Origin of the sequence: Pseudomonas sp. TUM22785, assembly GCF_028198105.1 — a bacterium.
Lineage (GTDB): Bacteria > Pseudomonadota > Gammaproteobacteria > Pseudomonadales > Pseudomonadaceae > Metapseudomonas > Metapseudomonas solani.
Window position 1 is genome coordinate 2,977,392 of the sequence record NZ_CP116239.1, and the last position, 21,458, is coordinate 2,998,849.

Consider the following 21,458-nt stretch of genomic DNA (forward strand, 5'->3'; position numbering starts at 1 on the left):
ACTGGCTCTTATGCGCCGACCGGTTCGGGTCGGATCGCCGGTGTGTTCTCGGCGATGCCTGCCTCGAACTCCGGACGGAAATACTTCATCGCGCTACCCAGCGGCTCGACGGCGCCCGGTGCGTGGGCGCAGAAGGTTTTGCCTGGACCGAGGAAGTTGACCAGCCCTTCGAGGGTTTCCAGGTCACCGCGTTGGCCTTCACCGCGCTCGAGGGAGCGCAGGACCTTGACGCTCCAGGGCAGGCCGTCGCGGCAGGGGGTGCACCAGCCGCAGGACTCGCGGGCGAAGAACTCTTCCATGTTGCGCAGCAGCGAGACCATATTGATGCTGTCGTCCACGGCGAGCGCGAGACCGGTGCCCATACGGGTGCCGACCTTGGCGATGCCGGCGGCGTACATGGGCGCATCCAGGTGTTCGGGGAGCAGGAAGCCGGTACCGGCGCCGCCGGGCTGCCAGGCTTTCAGCTTGAAGCCGTCACGCATGCCGCCGGCATAGTCTTCGAAGAGTTCACGGGCGGGGACGCCGAAGGGCAGCTCCCACAGGCCGGGGTTCTTCACCTTGCCGGAGAAGCCCATGAGCTTGGTGCCCATGTCTTCGCTGCCGGGGCGGGCGAGGCCCTTGTACCAGTCCACGCCGTTGGCGACGATCGCCGGCACGTTGCACAGGGTCTCGACGTTGTTGACGCAGGTGGGCTTGCCCCAGACGCCGACAGCGGCGGGGAAGGGCGGCTTGGAGCGCGGGTTGGCGCGGCGGCCTTCCAGCGAGTTGATCAGGGCGGTTTCTTCACCGCAGATGTAGCGGCCGGCACCGGTGTGGACGAACAGCTCGAAGTCGAAGCCGCTGCCGAGGATGTTCTTGCCCAGCAGGCCGGCGGCCTTGGCCTCGTCGATGGCGCGGTTGAGGTTGCGCGCCGCGTCGACGTATTCGCCACGCAGGAAGATGTAGCCGCGATAGGCCTTGAGCGCGCGGGCGCTGATCAGCATGCCTTCCACCAGCAGGTGGGGCAGCTGTTCCATCAGCATGCGGTCCTTCCAGGTGTTGGGCTCCATTTCGTCCGCGTTGCACAGCAGGTAGCGGATGTTCATGGATTCGTCGGCGGGCATCAGGCCCCATTTCACGCCGGTGGGGAAGCCCGCACCGCCGCGGCCCTTGAGGCCGGAGTCCTTGACGGTCTGCACGATGTCGGCCTGGGCCATTTCGCCCAGGGCCTTGCGTGCGGCCGCGTAGCCGTTCTTCTGCTGGTATTCCTCCAGCCAGATGGGCTGCGCGTCGTCACGCAGGCGCCAGGTCAGCGGGTGCGTCTCGGCGCTGCGCTGAATGCGGTTGGCCGGGCCGACGGAGGTGAGGGTCTTCATTGATAGGCCTCCAGCAGTTGCGCGACGCCATCGGCGCTGACATTGCCGAAGGTATCGTCGTCGATCATCAGGGCCGGGGCCTTGTCGCAGTTGCCCAGGCAGCACACCGGCAGCAGCGTGAAGCGGTTGTCGGCGGTGGTCTGGCCGAGGCCGATGCCGAGATTCTGCTGGATGCTACCGAGCACGGACTCATGGCCGCCGACATAGCAGGTCATGCTGTCGCATACACGGATGATGTGGCGGCCCACCGGCTGGCGGAAAATCTGACTATAGAAGGTGGCTACACCTTCGACGTCGCTGGCGGGGATGCCGAGGATTTCGCCAATGGCATCGGCGGCGCCGTCAGGCACCCAGCCGCGCTCCTTCTGGACGATCTTCAGGGCTTCGATGGACGCCGCGCGCGGGTCCTCGTAGTGGTGCATCTCGTGCTCGATGGCCGAGCGCTCGGTTTCGCTGAGGGCGAAACGGTCGGTCTGGATAATGCTCATGTCAGCGGTCCACGTCAGCCATAACGAAGTCGATACTGCCCAGGTAGGCGATCAGGTCGGCCACCATGCTGCCGCGGATAACCGAGGGGATCTGCTGCAGGTGGGCGAAGCTGGGCGTCCGGATCCGGGTGCGGTAGCTCATGGTGCTGCCATCGCTCGTCAGGTAGTAGCTGTTGATGCCCTTGGTCGCCTCGATCATCTGGAAGGCTTCGTTGGCCGGCATGACCGGGCCCCAGGAAACCTGCAGGAAGTGGGTGATCAGGGTTTCGATGTGCTGCAGCGTGCGTTCTTTCGGCGGCGGCGTGGTCAGCGGGTGGTCGGCCTTGTACGGGCCTTCCGGCATGTTCTTCAGGCACTGGTCGATGATGCGGATGCTCTGGCGCATCTCTTCGACGCGGACCATGCAGCGGTCATAGGCGTCGCCGTTGTGGGCCAGCGGCACTTCGAACTCGAAGTTCTCGTAGCCCGAGTAGGGGCGTGCCTTGCGCAGGTCGAAGTCCAGGCCGGTGGAGCGCAGGCCGGCGCCGGTGACGCCCCATTCCAGCGCTTCCTTGGTGTTGTACTGGGCGACGCCGATGGTACGGCCCTTGAGGATGCTGTTCTTCAGGGCAGCCTTGGTGTACTCGTCGAGGCGCTTGGGCAGCCATTCGACGAATTCCTTGACCAGCCCGTCCCAGCCGCGCGGCAGGTCGTGGGCGACGCCACCGATGCGGTACCAGGCCGGGTGCAGGCGGAAACCGGTGATGGCTTCGATCACCTTGTAGGCGCGCTGGCGGTCGGTGAAGGTGAAGAACACCGGGGTCATGGCGCCGACGTCCTGGATGTAGGTACCCAGGAACAGCAGGTGGCTGGTGATGCGGAAGAACTCGGCCAGCATCACGCGGATGGTGTCGACCTTCTGCGGCACCTTGATGCCGGCGAGTTTCTCGACCGCGAGCACGTAGGGCAGGTTGTTCATCACCCCGCCAAGGTAGTCGATGCGGTCGGTGTAGGGGATGAAGCTGTGCCAGGACTGGCGCTCGGCCATCTTCTCGGCTCCGCGGTGGTGGTAGCCCACCTCCGGTACGCAGTCGAGGATTTCTTCACCGTCCAGCTGCAGGATGATGCGGAAGGCACCGTGGGCAGAGGGGTGGTTGGGGCCGAGGTTGAGGAACATGTAGTCCTCGTTTTCGCCCTGGCGCTTCATGCCCCAGTCTTCGGGGTTGAAGCGCGCGGCTTCTTCTTCCAGCTGCAGCTTGGCGAGGCTCAGGCTGTAGGGATCGAATTCGGTGGCGCGCGCCGGGTAGTCCTTGCGCAGCGGGTGACCTTCCCAGGTGTTCGGCATCATGATCCGCGACAGGTGCGGGTGGCCGGAGAAGTGCACGCCGTACATGTCCCAGACTTCACGCTCGTACCAGTTGGCGTTCGGCCAGATGCCGGTGACGCTGGGCAGGTTGAGGTCGCCTTCGGACAGGGACACCTTGATCATCACGTCGCTGTTTCGCTCGATGGAGATCAGGTGGTAGAAAACGGTGAAGTCGGCGCCCGGCAGGCCACGGCGCTGGGTGCGCAGACGCTCGTCGACGCCATGCAGGTCGTACAGCATGACGAAGGGGCGCGGCGAATTGCGCAGGAAGGTGAGGACTTCGACGAGCTTCTCGCGAGCGACCCAGATCACCGGCATGCCGGTGCGGGTGGCCTGGAGGGTGAAGCTCTCGGCGCCAAAGCGGGAATTCAGTTCAACGACGACGTCTTGGTCGTCAGCCTTGTAAGGCGGGATAGACAGAACGGTGTCTGCAGTCATGGTCTCGGTCGCTTTCGGTCAACGTACAGAGTGAGCCGGGTCTCTTCTCGTGGAAGAGACCGGATCAGACTTCGTCGGGGCTGCGCAGGTTGGTGACCTGAATACGCTGTTCGCGGCGCTGTTCCTTCTGCGACGGCATTTCGGCACGGTAGATGCCTTGGTCGCCGACGACCCAGGAAAGCGGGCGGCGCTCCTTGCCGATGGATTCCTGCAGCAGCATCAGGCCTTGCAGGAATGCCTCCGGGCGGGGAGGGCAGCCAGGGATGTACACGTCCACGGGGAGGAACTTGTCCACGCCCTGAACCACCGAATAGATGTCGTACATACCGCCGGAGTTGGCGCACGAACCCATCGAGATCACCCACTTGGGCTCCAGCATCTGCTCGTAGAGGCGCTGGATGATGGGCGCCATCTTGATGAAGCAGGTGCCGGCGATGACCATGAAGTCAGCCTGGCGGGGTGATGCACGAATGACTTCCGCACCGAAGCGGGCGATGTCGTGCGGCGCGGTGAAGGCGGTAGTCATCTCCACGTAGCAGCAGGACAAACCGAAGTTGTACGGCCACAGGGAGTTCTTGCGACCCCAGTTGACTGCACCGTTGAGAACATCTTCGAGCTTGCCCATGAAGATGTTCTTGTGGACCTGATCTTCTAGCAGGGGGTCGGAAACGATCTCCCGCTCGCCGATCGGGTACTGCTCGTTGGGAGCAGTCGGATCGATCCGAGTAAGTTTGTATTGCATCGCCAAAGCCTCATTGTTTTAGCTTCGCCTGCCGATTGCGACGACCTTCGGGAGCCCAATCAAGAGCACCGATGCGCCAGAGATAGACAAGACCTGCCAACAGAATTGCTATGAAAATGGTAGCTTCGATGAGGCCCGCCCACCCGCTTTCGCGAACGGATACGGCCCAGGCGAAGAGAAAGAGGGCTTCGACGTCGAAGATCACGAAGAGCATCGCGACCAGATAGAATTTTGCGGAGAGGCGCAGGCGCGCACTACCGGTGGGGAGCATCCCCGATTCGAACGGCTCGTTCTTGGCGCGGCCATGGGCACGGCTGCCGAGAAGGCTCGAGACACCGAGCATGAAGGCACAGAGGCCGATCACGCCCAGCAGGAAAATAGCGAAACCCCAGTTATGGGAAAGAATGGCAGTGGCGTCCGACATGCCGGAACTCCTTCAACAAGGAACGGCGTTCACTCGTAATTAAATGGGGTCTTGCCCGCACTAGAGTGCCCGGCAATCTATTCGGACAATTTTATGCCCGTATGGGTCTACAAGTAAATTTTTCAGACTAAAAAATTAACTCGAAAGGCAGTTTAAAGAGCTTGTACTGCTCTGAAAGCCTAGAGCGGTGTGGGTTCCAGTTTTTTGTCAGGCTTTGGTCGGATTGCGTCGCTATGCCGCAGGGCGCAAATATAGGTAAGTTAATGATAGTCATTATCATTTGACTGGGGAATATATAACCACTACATGGTGAGTCCTACGGAAGTGGTTAAAACATGCGCACTTAATAGCCGCTGTTACTCACAACTTCTTTCCTCTATGCCTAATTCATATGTGGCGGCCGTTGTCGCTCTGACAACCTTGTACTAGCGTGCTAGAAGCGCCGTGGATGCGGTGCGTTCCCCCCTGTTTCCCTGCCGTACTCAGTGGGTCGGCTGGACCACGGATTCGTCTGCCTGGGCGTGGTGGTCCACTCAGAAAACAAGAAAAAGAGGGAATCGCCATGGGCGTTGCCAAGTTGCTGCGTCACTGCTTCGTGCTTCTGCTGTTCTTCCTGCCTTCACTGCCTGCCCACGCCGAGCTCGGCGACTACGGGTTCTGGCAGACGCTGGGCAATCTCACCTCCCCACCCAAGGCCGACAACAAGGTCCTGCCCGAGCAGCGGGTCGGGCCCTATCCGTTGCTGGCCAACCCGGCGGGGTTCAACTCCGGCTTCAAGGCGGCCAACTACTACGCCTGGCAGACGGTGCAGCTCGCACCCGAGACCGGTGCCGTGTGTGGTGATGGTTCGCCCTACAAGTTCTTCGTCAACCGGGTACCGAACACCAGCAACACCATCATCTATATGGAGGGCGGTGGCGCCTGCTGGGATTACGCCAGCTGCACCGGCCAGACCGGCATCCGGGGTGCGCGGAACCCGAATGGCATTCCCGACGATTACATGAAGCTGCTCAACCCCAGCGCCAGCCTGGTGAGCCCCTTCGTGGTGCGGTTGCATCCCTGGACACGGGTGAAGACGCAGAACTGGAACATGGTGTACGTGCCGTACTGCACCGGTGACATCTATTCCGGTGACAAGGTGGCGGTCTACCAGGATCCGACCGGGCAGAAGCCGCAGCTGGTGTGGCACCACAACGGGCTGCGCAACACCCGCGCGGTGACCGCCTGGCTCAAGGACAACCTCGAGCGCCCCGGACAGATGCTCTCCACCGGCTGCAGCGCCGGCGGGGCGGGCAGCCTGATCAGCCATGCGGTGACGCGCCAGGACATCGCGCCTAACCGTGGCTTCCTGATCGACGACTCGGGGCCGGTGTTCAGTGCGGTGACCGGGGGCAGCAACCAGGCCTATCCGTCGCTGCCGTTGCAGACTTTCATCCGCCAGGCCTGGGGCCTCGACAATGGACCGCTGCAATTGCTGCAGAGCCGTCTGCCGGGCGTCACCCTGAATGACCTGGGCAGCATCTATCCGGCGCTTTCCGCCAACCTGCCGGGTGATCGTCTCGGGCATACGCACTTCTGGAAGGACCTGAACTACTCGTCCTACTCCTATGAGCGCTTCTACCCGGAGATCGCCAACGCGCCGGACCAGGCCACCAAGGAGGCGCTGATCCACGCCAAGTGGGATGTGGACACCGGCCGCCTGCGCAACACCCTGGCCAACCTGCATAACTTCGGCGGCTACTTCCCGCAGTACCGGGCGGTGAACGAGAGCCATTGCACCAGCATCATCGAGTTCGCCAACGCCGACATCCAGGAGCAGAACCTGCAGCTGGATGACTTCGTCACCAATGTGCTGGATGGCACCGGGCCGGTGATGGATGCATCCGAGTCGAGCGATGCGGCCGATCGGGCCAAGCCGTTCAACCTGCTCTACTACGTGCTCAACCAGTTGCTCTGAGAAGCGGCTGCGGGGCGGGCAATCCGCCCCGCAGCTCAGTGGTAGGCCTGCTCGCGGGCCTGTTGCAGGCGCTGCCTCAGGTACTCGTCACGGCTGAGGCCGTCGGGGATGGACTGCATCGCCAGCACCTCGGCAACGATGCGTTTCTCTTCCTGCTTGTAGTGATCGAACTGGGGGGAAGGCTGTGCCGCGAGCTTCTTCTCCAGGGCATCGCTGCGCGCCTTGTACCGCTGCAGCAGGGCGTTGGCGCGTGCCTTCTGTTCCTCGACGTCACCGCCGCTGGCCTGGATCAGGGCGATCTGCAGCACCAGGGATTCGCTGGCCGCCAACTCGCCGCTCTGCTCATGGGATTGCACTTCCTCCGCCAAGCGCTCGGCCTGTTTCTCCCGTTCTTCGCTGGGCAGGTCCGGTGCGGCCTTGAAGAAGGCTCGGTAGGCGGAGTGGAAGGCCAGGCGCTTCTCGTACTCCGCCGTCAGGGCGGGGTCGATGTGCTGGGCGCTCGCCGCTGCCGTCGCGTCGCTGGCCGGGGTGGCCAGGGGTTGGCTGGCTTGCGAGCGGGGCTGGGCGACAGCCTGGGATTCTGGGCCCAGGCGCCAGTAGAGGGTGGCGGCGGCTGTCGTCGCGGCGATCGCGGTGCCGGCCAGGATGAGCGTGGTTCGGGCCATTGCGGTTCTCGGCCTCTCAGTTGGGACATTCGTACAGCTTAGTCAATGCTCGCGCTTGCGGCTGACCCAGGCCCAGATCATCTCGCAGCGGATGGGTTCGATGCCGGTTTCGTCGGTGATGGATACCGCGACCCGCACCTCGCCCCGGTCTTCTTCATGGATGCGACGGACCTGTTCGGCATCCAGTTGCGCCACTGCCTTCAGGCCGCCCGTGGCGCGCTTGAGGTAGTCCACGTGCAGGCTTTTGATCAGGGGCAGCTTGTCGTCCGGCACGTTCATGCCCACCAGCAGGCCGGTGGCGGATTCGGCCAGCAAGGCCATGGCGGCGGCATGCACGCCCTTGATGTGATTACGCACCCGGGGGCGGTTGGCGAGGCTCATCACCGCCCGTTGCTGGCTGAGGTGATGGACGCGCACGCGGGCGGTGCCGGCGAAGCGCACCTGGCTGCCGATCAGCAGGCTGAGCAGGGGTGTGTGCAGGGCGGTAGGCAGTTTGCTCACCAGGGAGGTGGCGCGACTCAGGCGGTTGGCAGGCATGGGCAGGCCCTTGGTGTGTGGCTGGCCAGTCTGTCAGTGGAAAAAGGGACCGGCCATTGCTGGCCGGTCGCAAATGCCTGGCACTTCGGCCAGTGGCTGGGGGATCAGAGGATGCGGCGACGGTCTTCGCGGGTGATCACCACCGTGGACGAGCGCGGGCGCTTGCCCGGGCCGTCGGGCCAGGCGCTGGTGAGGTTGGTGGGCGTCGAGCCCTCACCCGGGTGCTGGATGTTGACGAACAGGGTGCGGAAATCCGGCGTGGCGGCGATGCCGGTGACCTCGGCGCCCAGCGGGCCAACCAGGAAGCGCTTGAGCTCGCCGGTGCGGGGGTCCGCCACCAGCATCTGATTGTTGCCGAAGGGGCCGGCGGACAGCTGGCTGCCGCTCATGTCGGTCTGGATCCACAGGCGGCCGTCGTCGTCGAACCACAGGCCGTCGGGGCTGGCGAGGATGTTGCTGGCATCCAGCGGCTTGCCGTTCGGGCCGCGGCTGTCGGTTTCCGGGCCGGCGAGCATGAACAGGTTCCAGTTGAAGGCCTTGCCGGCGTAGTCGCGGCTCTGCTCGCGCCAGCGGATGATGTGGCCGTAGGCGTTGGCCGGGCGCGGGTTGGGGGCGTCCGGGACCGTGCGCGCGGTGTTGTTGGTGAGGGTGAAGTACACCTCGCCGTTGTCCGGGTTCACCGCGCCCCATTCGGGGCGGTCCATCTTGGTGGCGCCGACCACGTCCGCCGCGAGGCGGGTGTTGATCAGCACGTCGCCCTGGTCGGCGAAGGTCACGCCAGCGGCGAGGCAGGCCTTGAGGAAGGACTTGTCGTTGATGTCCAGCGGCAGCCACTGACCGCTGCCGTCGGCATTGAAGCGCGCGACGTACAGGGTGCCTTCGTCCAGCAGGCGGCCGTTGCTGCGGCCGGGGCGATAGGTGTCGCGGCTGACGTATTTGTAGATGTACTCGTTCTGCGAGTCGTCGCCGGAGTAGCAGACCACCGGGCGGCCGGGTTTCACCGGGGCGAAGATCAGGCCTTCATGGGCGAAGCGGCCGAGGGCGGTGCGCTTCACCGGCACGGAGTCGGGCTCGAAGGGGTCGATCTCGACGATCCAGCCGAACTGGTTCGGTTCGTTGCGGTAGTCGCCCTTGGCGTCGGCGGCCTTGCGGGTGGCGTCGAAGCGCTCGAACTCGTCGCCGGGCAGGGTTTCCCAGCCGAAGCGGCTAACGTTGCGCAGGCCGTAGCGCTTCAGTTCACGGGGCAGGTCGGTGTCGCGGGTGGAGAAGTAGCCGGCCCAGTTTTCCTCGCAGGTGAGGTAGGTGCCCCAGGGGGTGAAGCCGTTGGAGCAGTTGTTCTGGGTGCCGCGGGCCGCAGTGCCGTTGGGACTGTGGCGCGTTTGCAGGAGCTTGTTGCCGCGGGCCGGGCCGCTGATCTGCATGGGCGTTGCGACGGTGATGCGGCGGTTGCGGCGGCTGGGCACCACGGTCCACTCGCCGCGCACGTCACGGCGGATTTCGACCACCGAAACGCCGTGGGCGTTGATCTCCTTGCGGACTTCTTCGGCGCTCGTGCGCTTGCCGTTTACCACGGTCGGGCCGTTGGGGTGCAGCAGCGGCGCGTCGATGTATTCGTGGTTGAGCACCAGCAGGCCGTGGTCGGAGCGCAGGCCCAGGCCGAGGCGGGTGTCGATGGGGAAGAAGTGCATGCCGTCATGGTGCATGCCGGTTTGCTCGGCCTGGTCGCGGGCGCTGTTGCTGGCGTCGTCGGCAAAGGCGGGGTAGCGGCCGGTGATGGGGGTGCCCCAGGGGATGAAGGGCGTGGCCTTGTAGCCGGGCGGCACGGTGATGGTGTCGGCACGACCAGCCGGGATGCCTTCGAAGCCGAGGCGACGGCGTGGCTTGAAGGGGAAGCCCAGCCCACGGGCTTCGCTCTGCCCGGCTTCGGCCTGGCCGGGCAGGGATACGCCGAGGAAGGCGAGGGCGCCCAGTGCGGCGCCACCGGCCAGAACGTTGCGGCGTTTAACCCCCTCAATCAGCTCGCTAATGTGAGGGTTGCTGGAAAGGTTGCTAGGCACTTCGTCGCCATTTCCAAAGAGGACGGCGTTCTCTTTTTCGTTATTCAAGGCTTTGTCTCCATACAGGCGAATCGACGGAGACTCGACGCTACGGCCTCAAGGCGACGGAACTGTGACAGTGCGGCGGGTGTAATGCCTTATGTGCTGCAGTGCACAAAACACTTCAAAGGGTGCCCGACGGTGCGGGGGGTGGCTTGATGGCGAAGATCAGTGCGCCGCCCTGGAGTGCCTCGATCGCCTGGTCGCGATCAGCGGCGGCCAGCACCAGGCAGCCGAAACTGCGCCCGGCCACGCCGTGCTGGCGGATGAAGCGATCCTCCATGTAGTCCATGGCGTGGATGACGATGGCGCGCTCCATGGCCTTGTCGTTGCTCGGGTCCAGCCCCGTCAGTCGCATCGACAGGCCGTGCCCGGGTTGCCTGCTCTGATAGACCTCGCCCGTGCGGTAGGTGCCCAGCGAGGAGGCACGGCTTTCGGGCTCGTTAGAGAAGCGCTCGGCGTAGCCGTCATGGTCGGCATCCGAGCCTTTGCCATGGGCGACGCGGTAGCTGGCCAGCAGGGCGTGGTTGCGGCTGTCGTACAGCAGGAAGCGCTTCTGGTCCGAGCGCAGGGAGTAGTCGACCACGGCGAAGCGCGGGTGCTCGTTCTGTTGCAGGCGCTGGAGAATCGGCTGGAGGGCGTCCGCCGGGAAGCGTTGCTCCAGGTCGCCGGCATAGGCGAGGAGGGGAAGCAGGGCCAGCAGGCTGGTGGCGAGCGTTCGGAGCATGGGCTGGAGACCTTGGGCTGTTGGCCAGAGGTAAGTTCAGACGTGGCGCGAACGCAAGATGTTCCCGGGTGGCGGGCGGGGCATAAAAAAAGCCCTGGCATCGCTGCCAGGGCCTTGAGGCATCCAGCCGGCCCGAAGGCCGTGCTGGTGAACAGTTCCTATTAGTGGAACTGGTTCATGGTGTTGTCTTTACCGCTTGCTTTCAGAGCCGCTTCGCCAGCGAAGTACTCTTTGTGGTTGTCGCCGATGTCGGAGCCAGCCATGTTCTGGTGCTTGACGCAGGCGATGCCCTGACGCAGTTCCTGACGCTGTACGCCTTTGACGTAGGCCAGCATGCCCTGGTCGGCGAAGTACCCTTTGGCCAGGTTGTCGGTGGACAGCGCGGCGGTGTGGTAGGTCGGCAGAGTGATCAGGTGGTGGAAGATGCCGGCGTGAGCCGAACCGTCGCGCTGGAAGGTACGGATCTTCTCGTCTGCAACCTGGGCCAGTTCGGTTTCGTCGTACTCGACGGCCATCAGCTTGGCGCGGTCGTAGGCGGAAACGTCTTTGCCTTCGGCAACGAACGCATCGAACACTTGCTGACGGAAGTTCAGGGTCCAGTTGAAGGACGGGCTGTTGTTGTAAACCAGCTTGGCGTTCGGGATCACCTGACGGATGCGGTCAACCATGGCCTTGATCTGGCCAACGTGCGGCTTCTCGGTTTCGATCCACAGCAGGTCGGCGCCGTTCTGCAGGCTGGTGATGCAGTCCAGTACGCAGCGGTCTTCGCCGGTGCCAGCGCGGAACTGGAACAGGTTGGACGGCAGGCGCTTGGGACGCAGCAGCTTGCCTTCGCGGTTGATCACCACGTCGCCGTTCTGCAGGTCGGAAGCGGAGATTTCTTCGCAATCCAGGAAGGAGTTGTACTGGTCGCCCAGGTCGCCGGCTTGCTTGGTAACGGCGATCTGCTTGGTCAGGCCGGCACCCAGGGAGTCGGTACGGGCAACGATCACGCCGTCGTCAACGCCCAGTTCGAGGAAGGCGTAGCGAACTGCGTTGATCTTGGCGAGGAAGTCTTCGTGCGGAACGGTCACTTTGCCGTCCTGGTGGCCGCACTGCTTCTCGTCGGAAACCTGGTTCTCGATCTGGATGCAGCAGGCACCGGCTTCGATCATTTTCTTGGCCAGCAGGTAGGTGGCTTCCGGGTTACCGAAGCCAGCGTCGATGTCGGCGATGATCGGAACGACGTGGGTTTCGTAACCGTCGATCTGAGCCTGGATCTCGTCGGCCTTGACCTTGTCGCCAGCGGTGCGGGCAGCGTCCAGGGCGGTGAAGAGCAGGTCCAGCTCGCGGGCATCAGCCTGGCGCAGGAAGGTGTAGAGCTCTTCGATCAGGCCGGAAACGGCGGTTTTCTCGTGCATCGACTGGTCCGGCAGCGGGCCGAAGTCGGAACGCAGGGCAGCGACCATCCAGCCGGACAGGTAGAGGTAGCGCTTGTTGGTGGTCTTCAGGTGCTTCTTGATGGAGATCAGCTTCTGCTGACCGATGAAGCCGTGCCAGCAGCCCAGGGACTGGGTGTAGACGGAGGCGTCGGCGTCGTACTCGGCCATGTCCTTGCGCATGATGGCCGCGGTGTATTTGGCGATGTCCAGACCGGTCTTGAAGCGGTTCTGGGCGCGCATACGGGCGACGGATTCCGGGTTGATAGCGCTCCAGCTGTTGCCTGCGGCTTCTTTCAGAGCGGCAACTGCCTTGATGTCGTTTTGATATGCGGACATGGTCAATCCTTCAAATGTGTTTGGTTGAGCACCGACTTCCCCCTGTGAGCCTTGGAAGGCAACACGGGTAGCTCACAACAGAACGCCGAGAATGTGACCGGGGCGAGTAGGACACTCGAGAGGAGGGGTGACGATACGAGCGGCACGGATGACTTCGCTGCCCATTCCGGATGCGCTTTCGGCTCGTGGATGCCTCGGGCGTATCAGGTTCGGTTGGATCGTCGATCTGGCTGCTGCGCTAAACGCTTCCCCGTCCCTCAGGACAACTTCGTTCCAGTCGCAACCTCGTCGAACGGCCTTGTGGGCTGTAACAACACGGGACGGCTCGAAGGTATTGAGCGCGGCCCGGGAGCCCGTTTCAGGGCCCCTGGTTAGCGGGAGCGGGGCCATGATGCGCTTCAAACAAGTGTTCGTCAAACGTTTTGTAGTGATTTTTTGGCACTACTACATAAGTCTTAAGAGCGACCGATTGGTCAGGGAAAGGTGGCTCAGTCGAGGCTCTCGACCTTCAGGCGCATGGTCATGTTTTCGCTGCCCTGGGTGCTGCGTTGGCGGAGGAAACCGCTGTCGTCGGACTGGCTGGATTCGTTGACGCCGCCCACTGTGATCCATTCGCCGAGGCGGCCGCTGACGCGGGTGTCGGTGCTCTGTACGTCGATCACGCCGGGTTGGGATTGGCTCAGGCGATCGCGGTTGCTGCTGATGGCGACGTGGACGATGTCGCCGGTGATGCTGGCGGTGACATAGAAGCCCCGGGTCACGTTGCGGTACTCGGTGTTGCTGTAGACCTGGCCGTAAGGGCCGGTGCTGGCGGTGGTGATGGGGACGCTCTGGCCGACCTGGATCAGTGCCGGGTAGCCCTCGCTGGCCTGCACCTGCTGCACGCCGCCACCACGGGTGTCGGTGCTCCGGCGGATGATGCGCACCTGGTCGCGCCCGCGCACTTCGCCGCGCCCGGCTTCGATGTCGACGCCGCCGACGCTGGCCGAGCCGTTGACCGCGTAGCCGCGATCGTCCTGGTAGTTGCTGTCGCTGGTGTCCACGGAAATCAGCAGGCGCTTGGGTGCAGTGTCGAGCTGGCCCAGCACCGTGCGCAGTTCCTGGATCTTCGCCGGCTCGGCGTTGACGATCAGCTGGTTGCCGTAGGCGCTGACGCGGCCTTCGTTGCCGAGTACCGACTGCACCACGGGCATCACGTCTTCGGCGGTGCGGTAGTTGAGCGGGATGACCTCGGTGGCTGCCTGGAGCGGCAGGCTCAGGGCAAGGAGCAGGGCGGCGAGGAGCGCGCGTGGGGTCATAGCAGGAAACTCCGCAGGTCGGGGTCACTGACGCTCTGTTCCCAGGCCTGGTCGAACTGGGCCTGGCGCAGGCGGCAGCGCCCGGGGTCGTTGTACAGAGCGTAGCCGGAGAAGCTGTCCGGTTCAGGGCGCAGCAGCAGGCCGCGGTCGTCCGTCAGCAGGTAGGCGCATTCTTCGTTGGGATGGTCGGGGTTGAGCTTGCGGATCTGGCTGTTGCTGGAGAGGCGGCGCACCAGGTTGAGCAGGCGATGGCCTTCCTTCACCGGGCGGGTCACGTCGCGCACCAGGATGCGCAGGCGGTTGCGCGGGTTGGCCAGGAGGAAGCGGGTGCAGGCGTCCTGGATGCTGCTGTGGTGGTAGAGCCAGGCTTCGAGGTCCGGCGTGTAGAGGCACAGGCTGCGCTGCGCCTGTTGCAGCAGGGCGAGGGCGTGGGGGCGGGCGTCTTCGGGCTTGGCGAAGCGCTGCAGGTCGCCGTGCTCGCCAAGGGTGAAGGGCGCGGGCTCCCAGGGGGCGGGCTCGCGCAGGTCCGGCACGGGGTTATGGACTTCGAAACGCCCCGGTGACTGGAATTCGATGGCCGGCAATTCGGTCTCGGGTTCTTGGTTTTCCGGGGCGTTGGGTTCCATGTCGACCTCTACTGGCTGTCGCGCACCATGTCCACGTGGGGGATGCCGGCTTCGAGGAACTCGCCGCTGACGACGCGGAAGCCGTGGCGTTCATAGAAGGGGGTGGCGTGTACCTGGGCGGAGAGCATCTGCTGCTTGAGGCCGCGACGTTCCGCTTCGGCGATCACCGCTTCCAGCAGGCGATCGCCGACCCGCAGGCCACGCCAGTCCTTGAGCACCGAGACGCGGCCGATATGGCCGTCGGGCAGCAGGCGTGCGGTGCCGATGGCGTAGTCATGCTCGAGGGCGAGGAAATGGACCGCGTCGACGTCTTCCGCGTCCCATTCCTGCTCCGGTGCCACCGCCTGCTCGGCGATGAACACGGCTTCACGGATGCGGCGCAGGTCGGCATTGTCCTTCTGCCAATCGGCGATGCGGACGTGTATCTCACTCATCGGCAAACTCCAGACTTCCTTGCTTGATCAGTTCCCACAGAAGCTTACGCCCGTCCTCGTCCGCCAGCCATTGGCCGAGGTTGTCGATGTGCAGCGCGTCGCTGGCGCAGACCAGTTTCAGCAGCTCGCGCAGGCTGCTGGGCAGCAGGCGGCTCTGGCCGCTGGCGAACAGCATCAGGCCGATATCCATTTCGGACCAGGCCATGCGGGCGCTGGGGTTGCGGATCAGTACCGCGCCGTCTTCCAGGGCACCGACGAATTCGTCTTCGTCCACTTCGGTGCCGGCGACCAGTTCGGGGTAGCGCGGCTCGGTCATGAACTGGCCGAACCAGGTCAGCAGCAGGCGTTCATCGCTCATGTGCTCGGCCAGCAGCGCCTTGAGGCGGTCGAGGGCGTCCTGCTGGATCTGGTGCGGGTCGCTGACCGGGGTGATGTCGGCGTCGTTGTAGCGCTCTTCGTCCGGAATGAACTGGGCGAGGAAGTCGGTGAAATGGGTCAGTACCTCGGCGGCGCTGGGGGCGCGGAAGCCGACCGAGTAGGTCATGCAGTCATCTTCGGCGATGCCGAAGTGGGCCAGGCGCGGCGGCAGGTAGAGCATGTCGCCCGGTTCCAGTACCCACTCATCGGTGCCGTGGAATTCGGCGAGGATGCGCAGATCGGCGTGGGGCAGCAGCGGGCTGTCGGTGTCGCACATCTGGCCGATCTTCCAGCGGCGCTGGCCGTGGGCCTGGAGCAGGAAGACGTCGTAGTTGTCGTAGTGCGGGCCGACGCCGCCACCGGGCGCGGCGAAGCTGACCATGATGTCGTCGATGCGCCAGCTCGGCAGGAAGCGGAAGTGCTCCAGCAGCTCGGCGACCTCCGGGACGAACTGGTCGACGGACTGGACGAGGAGGGTCCATTCCTTTTCCGGCAGGTCCTGGTAGGTGTCTTCGGCGAAGGGGCCGCGACGCAGCTCCCAAGGGCGCTCGCCATGTTCGATCACCAGGCGCGATTCGACCTCCTCTTCCAGGGAGAGGCCGGCCAGCTCGTCGGGCGAGATGGGGCTTTCATAGCCCGGGATGGCCTGGCGGATCAGCAGCGGCTTCTTCTGCCAGTAGTCGCGGAGGAATTCACGGGCGGAGATGCCGCCGAGGATTTGCAGGGGGAGATCGGAAGTCATGGCGGAACCTTTGAAATAAAAACGCCCGGCACAGCCGGGCGTGCAAGGGGGCGATAGCCGTTAGATGCGCTTGGCCTGGGCCACCGCGTTGCCGATGTAGGCGGCGGGGGTCAGCTTGCGCAGCTCGGCCTTGGCTTCGGCCGGCATGTCGAGGCCGTCGATGAAAGTCTGCAGCGCTTCGGGGCTGATGCCCTTGCCGCGGGTCAGTTCCTTCAGCTTCTCGTAGGGGTTCTCGATGGCGTAGCGGCGCATCACGGTCTGGATCGGCTCGGCGAGGACTTCCCAGCAGGCGTCCAGGTCGGCGGCGATGCGGGCTTCGTTCAGCTCCAGCTTGCCGATGCCCTTGAGGCTGGCTTCGTAGGCGATGACGCTGTGGGCGAAGCCGACGCCGAGGTTGCGCAGCACGGTGGAGTCGGTCAGGTCGCGCTGCCAGCGGGAGATTGGCAGCTTGCTGGCCAGGTGCTGGAACAGGGCGTTGGCGATGCCGAGGTTGCCTTCGGAGTTTTCGAAGTCGATCGGGTTGACCTTGTGCGGCATGGTCGAGGAGCCGATCTCGCCGGCAACGGTCTTCTGCTTGAAGTAGCCGAGGGAGATGTAGCCCCAGACGTCGCGATCGAAGTCGATGAGGATGGTGTTGAAGCGGGCGATGGCGTCGAACAGCTCGGCAATGTAGTCGTGCGGCTCGATCTGGGTGGTGTAGGGATTGAAGCCCAGGCCCAGGTCGCCTTCGATGAATTCGCGGGCGTTGGCTTCCCAATCGACTTCCGGGTAGGCGGAAAGGTGGGCGTTGTAGTTGCCCACGGCGCCGTTGATCTTGCCCAGCAGCGGGACGGCGGCTACCTGGGCGATCTGGCGCTCCAGGCGGTAGACGACGTTGGCCAGTTCCTTGCCCAGGGTGGTGGGGGAGGCGGGCTGGCCGTGTGTGCGGGAAAGCATCGGCACGTCGGCGAAGCGGATCGCCAGCTCACGGATGGCGTTGGCCACCTGGCGCATCAGCGGCAGCAGGACGTCATCACGGCCTTCACGCAGCATCAGGGCGTGGGACAGGTTGTTGATGTCCTCGCTGGTGCAGGCGAAGTGGATGAATTCGCTGACCTTGGCCAGCTCCGGCAGCTTGGCGGCCTGCTCCTTGAGCAGGTACTCCACGGCTTTCACGTCGTGGTTGGTGGTGCGCTCGATTTCCTTGATGCGCTCGGCATGCTCCAGCTGGAAGTTTTCGGCCAGCTCGTTGAGCAGGGCGTTGGCTTCGGCGGAGAAGGGCGCGACTTCCGGAACGCCAGCGTGGGCGGCAAGGCGCTGCAGCCAGCGGACTTCGACCTGTACGCGGAAGCGGATCAGGCCATATTCACTGAAGATCGGGCGCAGTGCGCTGGTTTTGCCGGCGTAGCGGCCATCGACGGGGGAAACCGCGGTGAGCGAGGAGAGCTGCATGGGGCGTTCTCGGACAATCGGTCAACGAAAAGGGCGCACATCATACATGAAAACCGGCCCCGAAACCGCGTCCGGGCATGCGCCGTTCGGCGCCTGCCCGTGGCTCAGCCGCGCAGCATGGGGTAGAGCTCGCCGAGCAGCTTGCGGCGGCTGAACAGCAGCTGCCAGCGGTGGCCGCCGAGCTGGCGCCAGAGGCGTGCGGAGCGGATGCCGGTGAGCAGCAGGGCGCGGATCTTGGCGGCGTTGCTCGGTTGCTGCAGGTTGCGCATGTCGCCATGGACCTGGATGCGCTGGCGGAAGGTGCTGAGGGTGTCCTGGTAGAGGCTGCCGCAGGAGGCGATGACGTTGTCGTGGACGAGGCCGAAGTGCTGGGTCTGCTGCTGGATCTGGTCCAGGCGGCTGCCGATCAGCTGCAGCATGTCTTCGCGCTTGTTCAGCTGGCGCTCCAGGGTCAGCAGCGACAGGGCGTAGCGCAGGGGCTCGCGCTGCAGGCTGCTGGGTTCGCGTTCCAGTGCGCTGATCAAGGCCTTGTAGCCGTCGCGCAGGTTGATGTCGTCACCGCCGTACACGTCGAGGGTGCTCTTCGGGTTGCGAACCAGCAGGCTGCCGAGCATGCAGCCCAGCGGCGCTTCGCTGATCTGGCCGGTCTTGGCGATCTTGTCCACCAGTACGGCGGCTTCGAATACGGCGCCCAGCGCGATCAGTTGTTCCTGCAATGGGGTCATGGGCGCACCTCGGCGTCCCAGGCGTCATAGCTTTCGATGACGCCGCCGCCGAGGCAGATTTCGCCGTCGTAGAAGACCACGGACTGGCCGGGGGTGACGGCGCGCTGAGGCTCGTCGAACACGGCGCGATAGCCGGTGGCGGTTTTTTCCAGGGTGCAGGCCTGATCAGCCTGGCGATAGCGGACCTTGGCGGTCAGTGCGCGGGGCTGCTCGAGATCGATGGGGTTGACCCAGAAGATCTCGGAGGCGAGCAGGGCACGGGAGAACAGCCAGGGGTGTTCGTTACCCTGGCCGACCACCAGGACGTTGCGCTCCAGGTCCTTGGCCAGTACGTACCAGGGCTCGTCGCTGGCGTCCTTCATGCCGCCGATGCCCAGGCCCTGGCGCTGACCGATGGTGTGGTACATCAGGCCGTGGTGGCGGCCGATGACGTCGCCATCGGTGGTCTCGATGTTGCCGGGCTGGGCGGGCAGGTATTGCTTGAGGAAGTCGCTGAAGCGGCGCTCGCCGATGAAGCAGATGCCGGTGGAGTCCTTTTTCTTGGCAGTGGCCAGGCCGTGTTTCTCGGCGATGGCGCGGACTTCCGGCTTCTCCAGTTCTCCAACGGGGAACAGGGTGCGGGCGATTTCCTTGCCGCCGACGGCGTGGAGGAAGTAGCTCTGGTCCTTGTTCGGGTCCAGGCCCTTGAGCAGTTCGGTGCGGCCGTCGATGTCGCGGCGGCGCACATAGTGGCCGGTGGCGATCAGGTCGGCGCCGAGCATCAGGGCGTAGTCGAGGAAGGCTTTGAACTTTATCTCGCGGTTGCAGAGGATGTCCGGGTTCGGCGTGCGGCCGGCCTTGTATTCGGCAAGGAAGTGCTCGAAGACGTTGTCCCAGTACTCGGCGGCGAAGTTGGCGGTGTGCAGCTTGATGCCGATGCGGTCGCACACGGCCTGGGCGTCCGCCAGGTCTTCCTTGGCGGTGCAGTATTCGGTGCCGTCGTCCTCGTCCCAGTTCTTCATGAACAGGCCTTCCACCTGGTAACCCTGTTCCATCAGCAGGAGGGCGGAAACGGAAGAGTCCACGCCGCCGGACATGCCGACGATCACGCGGGTTTTGGCTGTATCGGACATAAGACTCTGGGGCTGCTGCAAAAAAGAACGGGATTCTATCAGGTGCGCTTGCCTCGGGCGATCACGCCGGGTCGCGGATCAGGCTGAGGGGGAAGCGCTCGCCGGCCAGGTAGTCATCGACACAACGCAGGATCAGTGGGCTGCGCCATTGCTCGCGGTGGGCCAGGAGCTCGTCGCGGGTCAGCCAGCGCGGGCCGATGATGCCATCGTCCAGCTCGCGTTCGGGTAGGTGGCGCAAGGGGCGGGCGGCGAAGCACACGCGCTGGTAAGTGACGCCATTGCTCGGCGCTGTATAGAGGTAGATGCCGGTGACGGCGGTCAGCTCGACTTCCCAGCCGGTTTCCTCGAGGGTTTCGCGCAGGGCGGCCTGGATGAGACTTTCGTCGGCTTCCAAGTGGCCGGCAGGCTGGTTTAATACCGCCCGGCCATCCGACATCTCCTCGACCATCAGGAAACGGCCCTGGTCTTCGATCAGGGTGGCGACTGTGACATGGGGGGTGAAACGCATGGAGTCCTCCTTGGGTGGGTGGCTGATAGTAGCCATCGGTTGATGACCCGGCGAGAGAGGAGCAATCCGGAAGCAAGCTGCTAGGATGAATAGCGCTTGCTCGGATGGCTACGTGTAGCGAAGTTGTAGTTTGACTACATGTAGGGCTAAAGCACAGGTTTCATGCGGGTTTAACTGCCAGCCCGATCTGTCGAAACATGGAAAAGTGCGTGACTTTCTGTAGAAAAACTACAAGAATGTGCCGCCTTTCCGAGACCCAAGATCCATCCGTCGCGCCGACCGCGTGATGGTTGTCAGACCACGAGAACTACGGAGTCCAGCATGGGATACCAAAAGATCCAGGTGCCTGCTACCGGTGACAAAATCACCGTCAATGCCGATATGTCCCTGAACGTCCCGAACAACCCGATCATCCCCTTCATCGAAGGTGATGGCATCGGCGTCGACATCAGCCCAGTCATGATCAAGGTGGTTGATGCCGCCGTTGCCAAGGCCTACAACGGCACTCGCAAGATCTCCTGGATGGAAGTCTACGCTGGCGAGAAGGCCACCCAGGTCTATGACCAGGACACCTGGCTGCCGAAAGAAACCCTGGAAGCGGTACGTGACTACGTCGTTTCCATCAAAGGCCCGCTGACCACTCCGGTCGGTGGTGGCATCCGCTCCCTGAACGTGGCCCTGCGCCAGGAGCTGGACCTGTATGTCTGCCAGCGTCCCGTTCGCTGGTTCGAAGGCGTGCCCAGCCCGGTCAAGAAGCCGGGTGACGTGGACATGATCATCTTCCGTGAGAACTCGGAAGACATCTACGCCGGCGTCGAGTGGAAAGCTGGCTCCCCCGAGGCCGAGAAGGTCATCAAGTTCCTCACCGAGGAAATGGGCGTCAAGAAAATCCGCTTCACCGAAAACTGCGGTATCGGCATCAAGCCGGTTTCCCTGGAAGGCACCAAGCGCCTCGTGCGCAAGGCCCTGCAGTACGCCGTGGACAACGATCGCAGCTCCGTGACCATCGTCCACAAAGGCAACATCATGAAGTTCACCGAAGGTGCCTTCAAAGAGTGGGGCTACGAAGTCGCACGTGATGAGTTCGGTGCCGAGCTGCTGGACGGCGGCCCGTGGATGCAGTTCAAGAACCCGAACACCGGCAAGAACATCGTGGTGAAAGACGCCATCGCCGACGCCATGCTGCAGCAGATTCTGCTGCGCCCGGCCGAGTACGACGTCATCGCCACCCTGAACCTGAACGGTGACTACCTGTCCGACGCCCTGGCGGCCGAAGTGGGTGGTATCGGTATCGCTCCGGGTGCCAACCTGTCCGACACCATCGCCATGTTCGAAGCGACTCACGGCACCGCGCCGAAGTACGCTGGCCAGGACAAGGTCAACCCGGGTTCGGTCATCCTCTCTGCCGAGATGATGCTGCGCCACATGGGTTGGGTCGAAGCTGCTGACCTGATCATCAAGGGCACCAACGGTGCCATCGCTGCGAAGACCGTTACTTACGACTTCGAGCGTCTGATGGACGGTGCCACGCTGCTTTCCTGCTCTGGCTTCGGCGACGCCACCATCGCTCACATGTGAGATTGATGGCGTGACAAAAAGGCCGGTCATCATGACCGGCCTTTTTTATGCCCTAA

The 21,458-nt window shown here is 63.9% G+C and carries 20 protein-coding genes; 2 read left to right on the forward strand and 18 right to left on the reverse strand.

Annotation, left to right across the window (positions count from 1 at the left end; translation table 11 throughout):
• Positions 1-8: 8 nt before the first annotated feature.
• The 5 genes from nuoF to PI990_RS13850 form a co-directional block, all read right to left on the reverse strand.
• Positions 9-1,355 carry an NADH-quinone oxidoreductase subunit NuoF gene (gene nuoF, locus PI990_RS13830; protein ID WP_184490276.1) on the reverse strand — a complete coding sequence of 449 codons (1,347 nt, stop codon included), beginning with the start codon at positions 1,353-1,355 and terminating at the stop codon, positions 9-11.
• Positions 1,352-1,843 carry an NADH-quinone oxidoreductase subunit NuoE gene (gene nuoE, locus PI990_RS13835; RefSeq protein ID WP_021219038.1) on the reverse strand — a complete coding sequence of 164 codons (492 nt, stop codon included), beginning with the start codon at positions 1,841-1,843 and terminating at the stop codon, positions 1,352-1,354. The genes nuoF and nuoE overlap by 4 nt, the downstream gene beginning before the upstream one ends.
• A gap of 1 nt (position 1,844) precedes the next feature.
• Positions 1,845-3,626 (reverse strand): NADH-quinone oxidoreductase subunit C/D, encoded by a 1,782-nt coding sequence (gene nuoC, locus PI990_RS13840; RefSeq protein ID WP_021219037.1) that lies wholly within the window; start codon positions 3,624-3,626, stop codon positions 1,845-1,847.
• A 64-nt stretch (positions 3,627-3,690) separates the two neighbouring features.
• The gene (locus tag PI990_RS13845) at positions 3,691-4,368 is read right to left on the reverse strand and encodes a NuoB/complex I 20 kDa subunit family protein (RefSeq protein WP_021219036.1); all 678 of its coding nucleotides are present in this window, start codon (positions 4,366-4,368) and stop codon (positions 3,691-3,693) included.
• Positions 4,369-4,378: 10 nt separating this feature from the next.
• Positions 4,379-4,792 (reverse strand): NADH-quinone oxidoreductase subunit A, encoded by a 414-nt coding sequence (locus tag PI990_RS13850; RefSeq protein WP_021219035.1) that lies wholly within the window; start codon positions 4,790-4,792, stop codon positions 4,379-4,381.
• 562 nt (positions 4,793-5,354) lie between these two features.
• On the opposite strand from PI990_RS13850, the gene PI990_RS13855 reads away from it, so the two are divergent.
• Positions 5,355-6,749 (forward strand): pectin acetylesterase-family hydrolase, encoded by a 1,395-nt coding sequence (locus PI990_RS13855; protein ID WP_021219034.1) that lies wholly within the window; start codon positions 5,355-5,357, stop codon positions 6,747-6,749.
• Between the two features lie 35 nt (positions 6,750-6,784).
• Here PI990_RS13855 and PI990_RS13860 read toward each other — a convergent pair whose 3' ends face one another.
• The 13 genes from PI990_RS13860 to PI990_RS13920 all read right to left on the reverse strand — a co-directional run bounded on the left by PI990_RS13860 (position 6,785) and on the right by PI990_RS13920 (position 19,824).
• Positions 6,785-7,414, reverse strand: a complete 630-nt coding sequence (locus PI990_RS13860; protein WP_271660986.1) for a hypothetical protein — start codon at positions 7,412-7,414, stop codon at positions 6,785-6,787.
• Between the two features lie 42 nt (positions 7,415-7,456).
• Positions 7,457-7,951 carry a DUF4442 domain-containing protein gene (locus tag PI990_RS13865; protein WP_271660987.1) on the reverse strand — a complete coding sequence of 165 codons (495 nt, stop codon included), beginning with the start codon at positions 7,949-7,951 and terminating at the stop codon, positions 7,457-7,459.
• A 104-nt stretch (positions 7,952-8,055) separates the two neighbouring features.
• On the reverse strand, positions 8,056-10,056 hold the full coding sequence (locus PI990_RS13870) for a PhoX family protein (RefSeq protein ID WP_271660988.1): 2,001 nt from the start codon (positions 10,054-10,056) through the stop codon (positions 8,056-8,058).
• Between the two features lie 115 nt (positions 10,057-10,171).
• Entirely contained in the window at positions 10,172-10,774 is a 603-nt protein-coding gene (locus PI990_RS13875; protein WP_271660989.1) for a murein L,D-transpeptidase catalytic domain family protein, read from the reverse strand.
• 161 nt (positions 10,775-10,935) lie between these two features.
• Positions 10,936-12,531, reverse strand: a complete 1,596-nt coding sequence (locus PI990_RS13880) for an isocitrate lyase (RefSeq protein ID WP_271660990.1) — start codon at positions 12,529-12,531, stop codon at positions 10,936-10,938.
• Between the two features lie 488 nt (positions 12,532-13,019).
• Complete coding sequence (locus PI990_RS13885) at positions 13,020-13,829, reverse strand: secretin N-terminal domain-containing protein (RefSeq protein ID WP_021219028.1); 810 nt, start codon at positions 13,827-13,829, stop codon at positions 13,020-13,022.
• On the reverse strand, positions 13,826-14,455 hold the full coding sequence (locus tag PI990_RS13890) for a DUF7931 domain-containing protein (RefSeq protein ID WP_184490269.1): 630 nt from the start codon (positions 14,453-14,455) through the stop codon (positions 13,826-13,828). The genes PI990_RS13885 and PI990_RS13890 overlap by 4 nt, the downstream gene beginning before the upstream one ends.
• An 8-nt stretch (positions 14,456-14,463) precedes the next feature.
• Complete coding sequence (locus PI990_RS13895; protein WP_021219026.1) at positions 14,464-14,889, reverse strand: GNAT family N-acetyltransferase; 426 nt, start codon at positions 14,887-14,889, stop codon at positions 14,464-14,466.
• On the reverse strand, positions 14,882-16,048 hold the full coding sequence (locus tag PI990_RS13900; RefSeq protein ID WP_271660991.1) for a ribosomal protein uL16 3-hydroxylase: 1,167 nt from the start codon (positions 16,046-16,048) through the stop codon (positions 14,882-14,884). The genes PI990_RS13895 and PI990_RS13900 overlap by 8 nt, the downstream gene beginning before the upstream one ends.
• A gap of 60 nt (positions 16,049-16,108) precedes the next feature.
• The gene (gene purB / locus PI990_RS13905; RefSeq protein ID WP_184490268.1) at positions 16,109-17,479 is read right to left on the reverse strand and encodes an adenylosuccinate lyase; all 1,371 of its coding nucleotides are present in this window, start codon (positions 17,477-17,479) and stop codon (positions 16,109-16,111) included.
• Between the two features lie 104 nt (positions 17,480-17,583).
• Complete coding sequence (gene hflD, locus PI990_RS13910; protein WP_271660992.1) at positions 17,584-18,204, reverse strand: high frequency lysogenization protein HflD; 621 nt, start codon at positions 18,202-18,204, stop codon at positions 17,584-17,586.
• Positions 18,201-19,316, reverse strand: coding sequence for a tRNA 2-thiouridine(34) synthase MnmA (gene mnmA, locus PI990_RS13915; protein ID WP_263402991.1), 1,116 nt, complete (start codon positions 19,314-19,316; stop codon positions 18,201-18,203). The genes hflD and mnmA overlap by 4 nt, the downstream gene beginning before the upstream one ends.
• 61 nt (positions 19,317-19,377) lie before the next feature.
• Positions 19,378-19,824, reverse strand: coding sequence for an NUDIX hydrolase (locus PI990_RS13920; RefSeq protein WP_271660993.1), 447 nt, complete (start codon positions 19,822-19,824; stop codon positions 19,378-19,380).
• A 321-nt stretch (positions 19,825-20,145) separates the two neighbouring features.
• On the opposite strand from PI990_RS13920, the gene icd reads away from it, so the two are divergent.
• Positions 20,146-21,402, forward strand: coding sequence for an NADP-dependent isocitrate dehydrogenase (gene icd / locus PI990_RS13925; protein ID WP_021219020.1), 1,257 nt, complete (start codon positions 20,146-20,148; stop codon positions 21,400-21,402).
• Positions 21,403-21,458 lie beyond the last annotated feature (56 nt).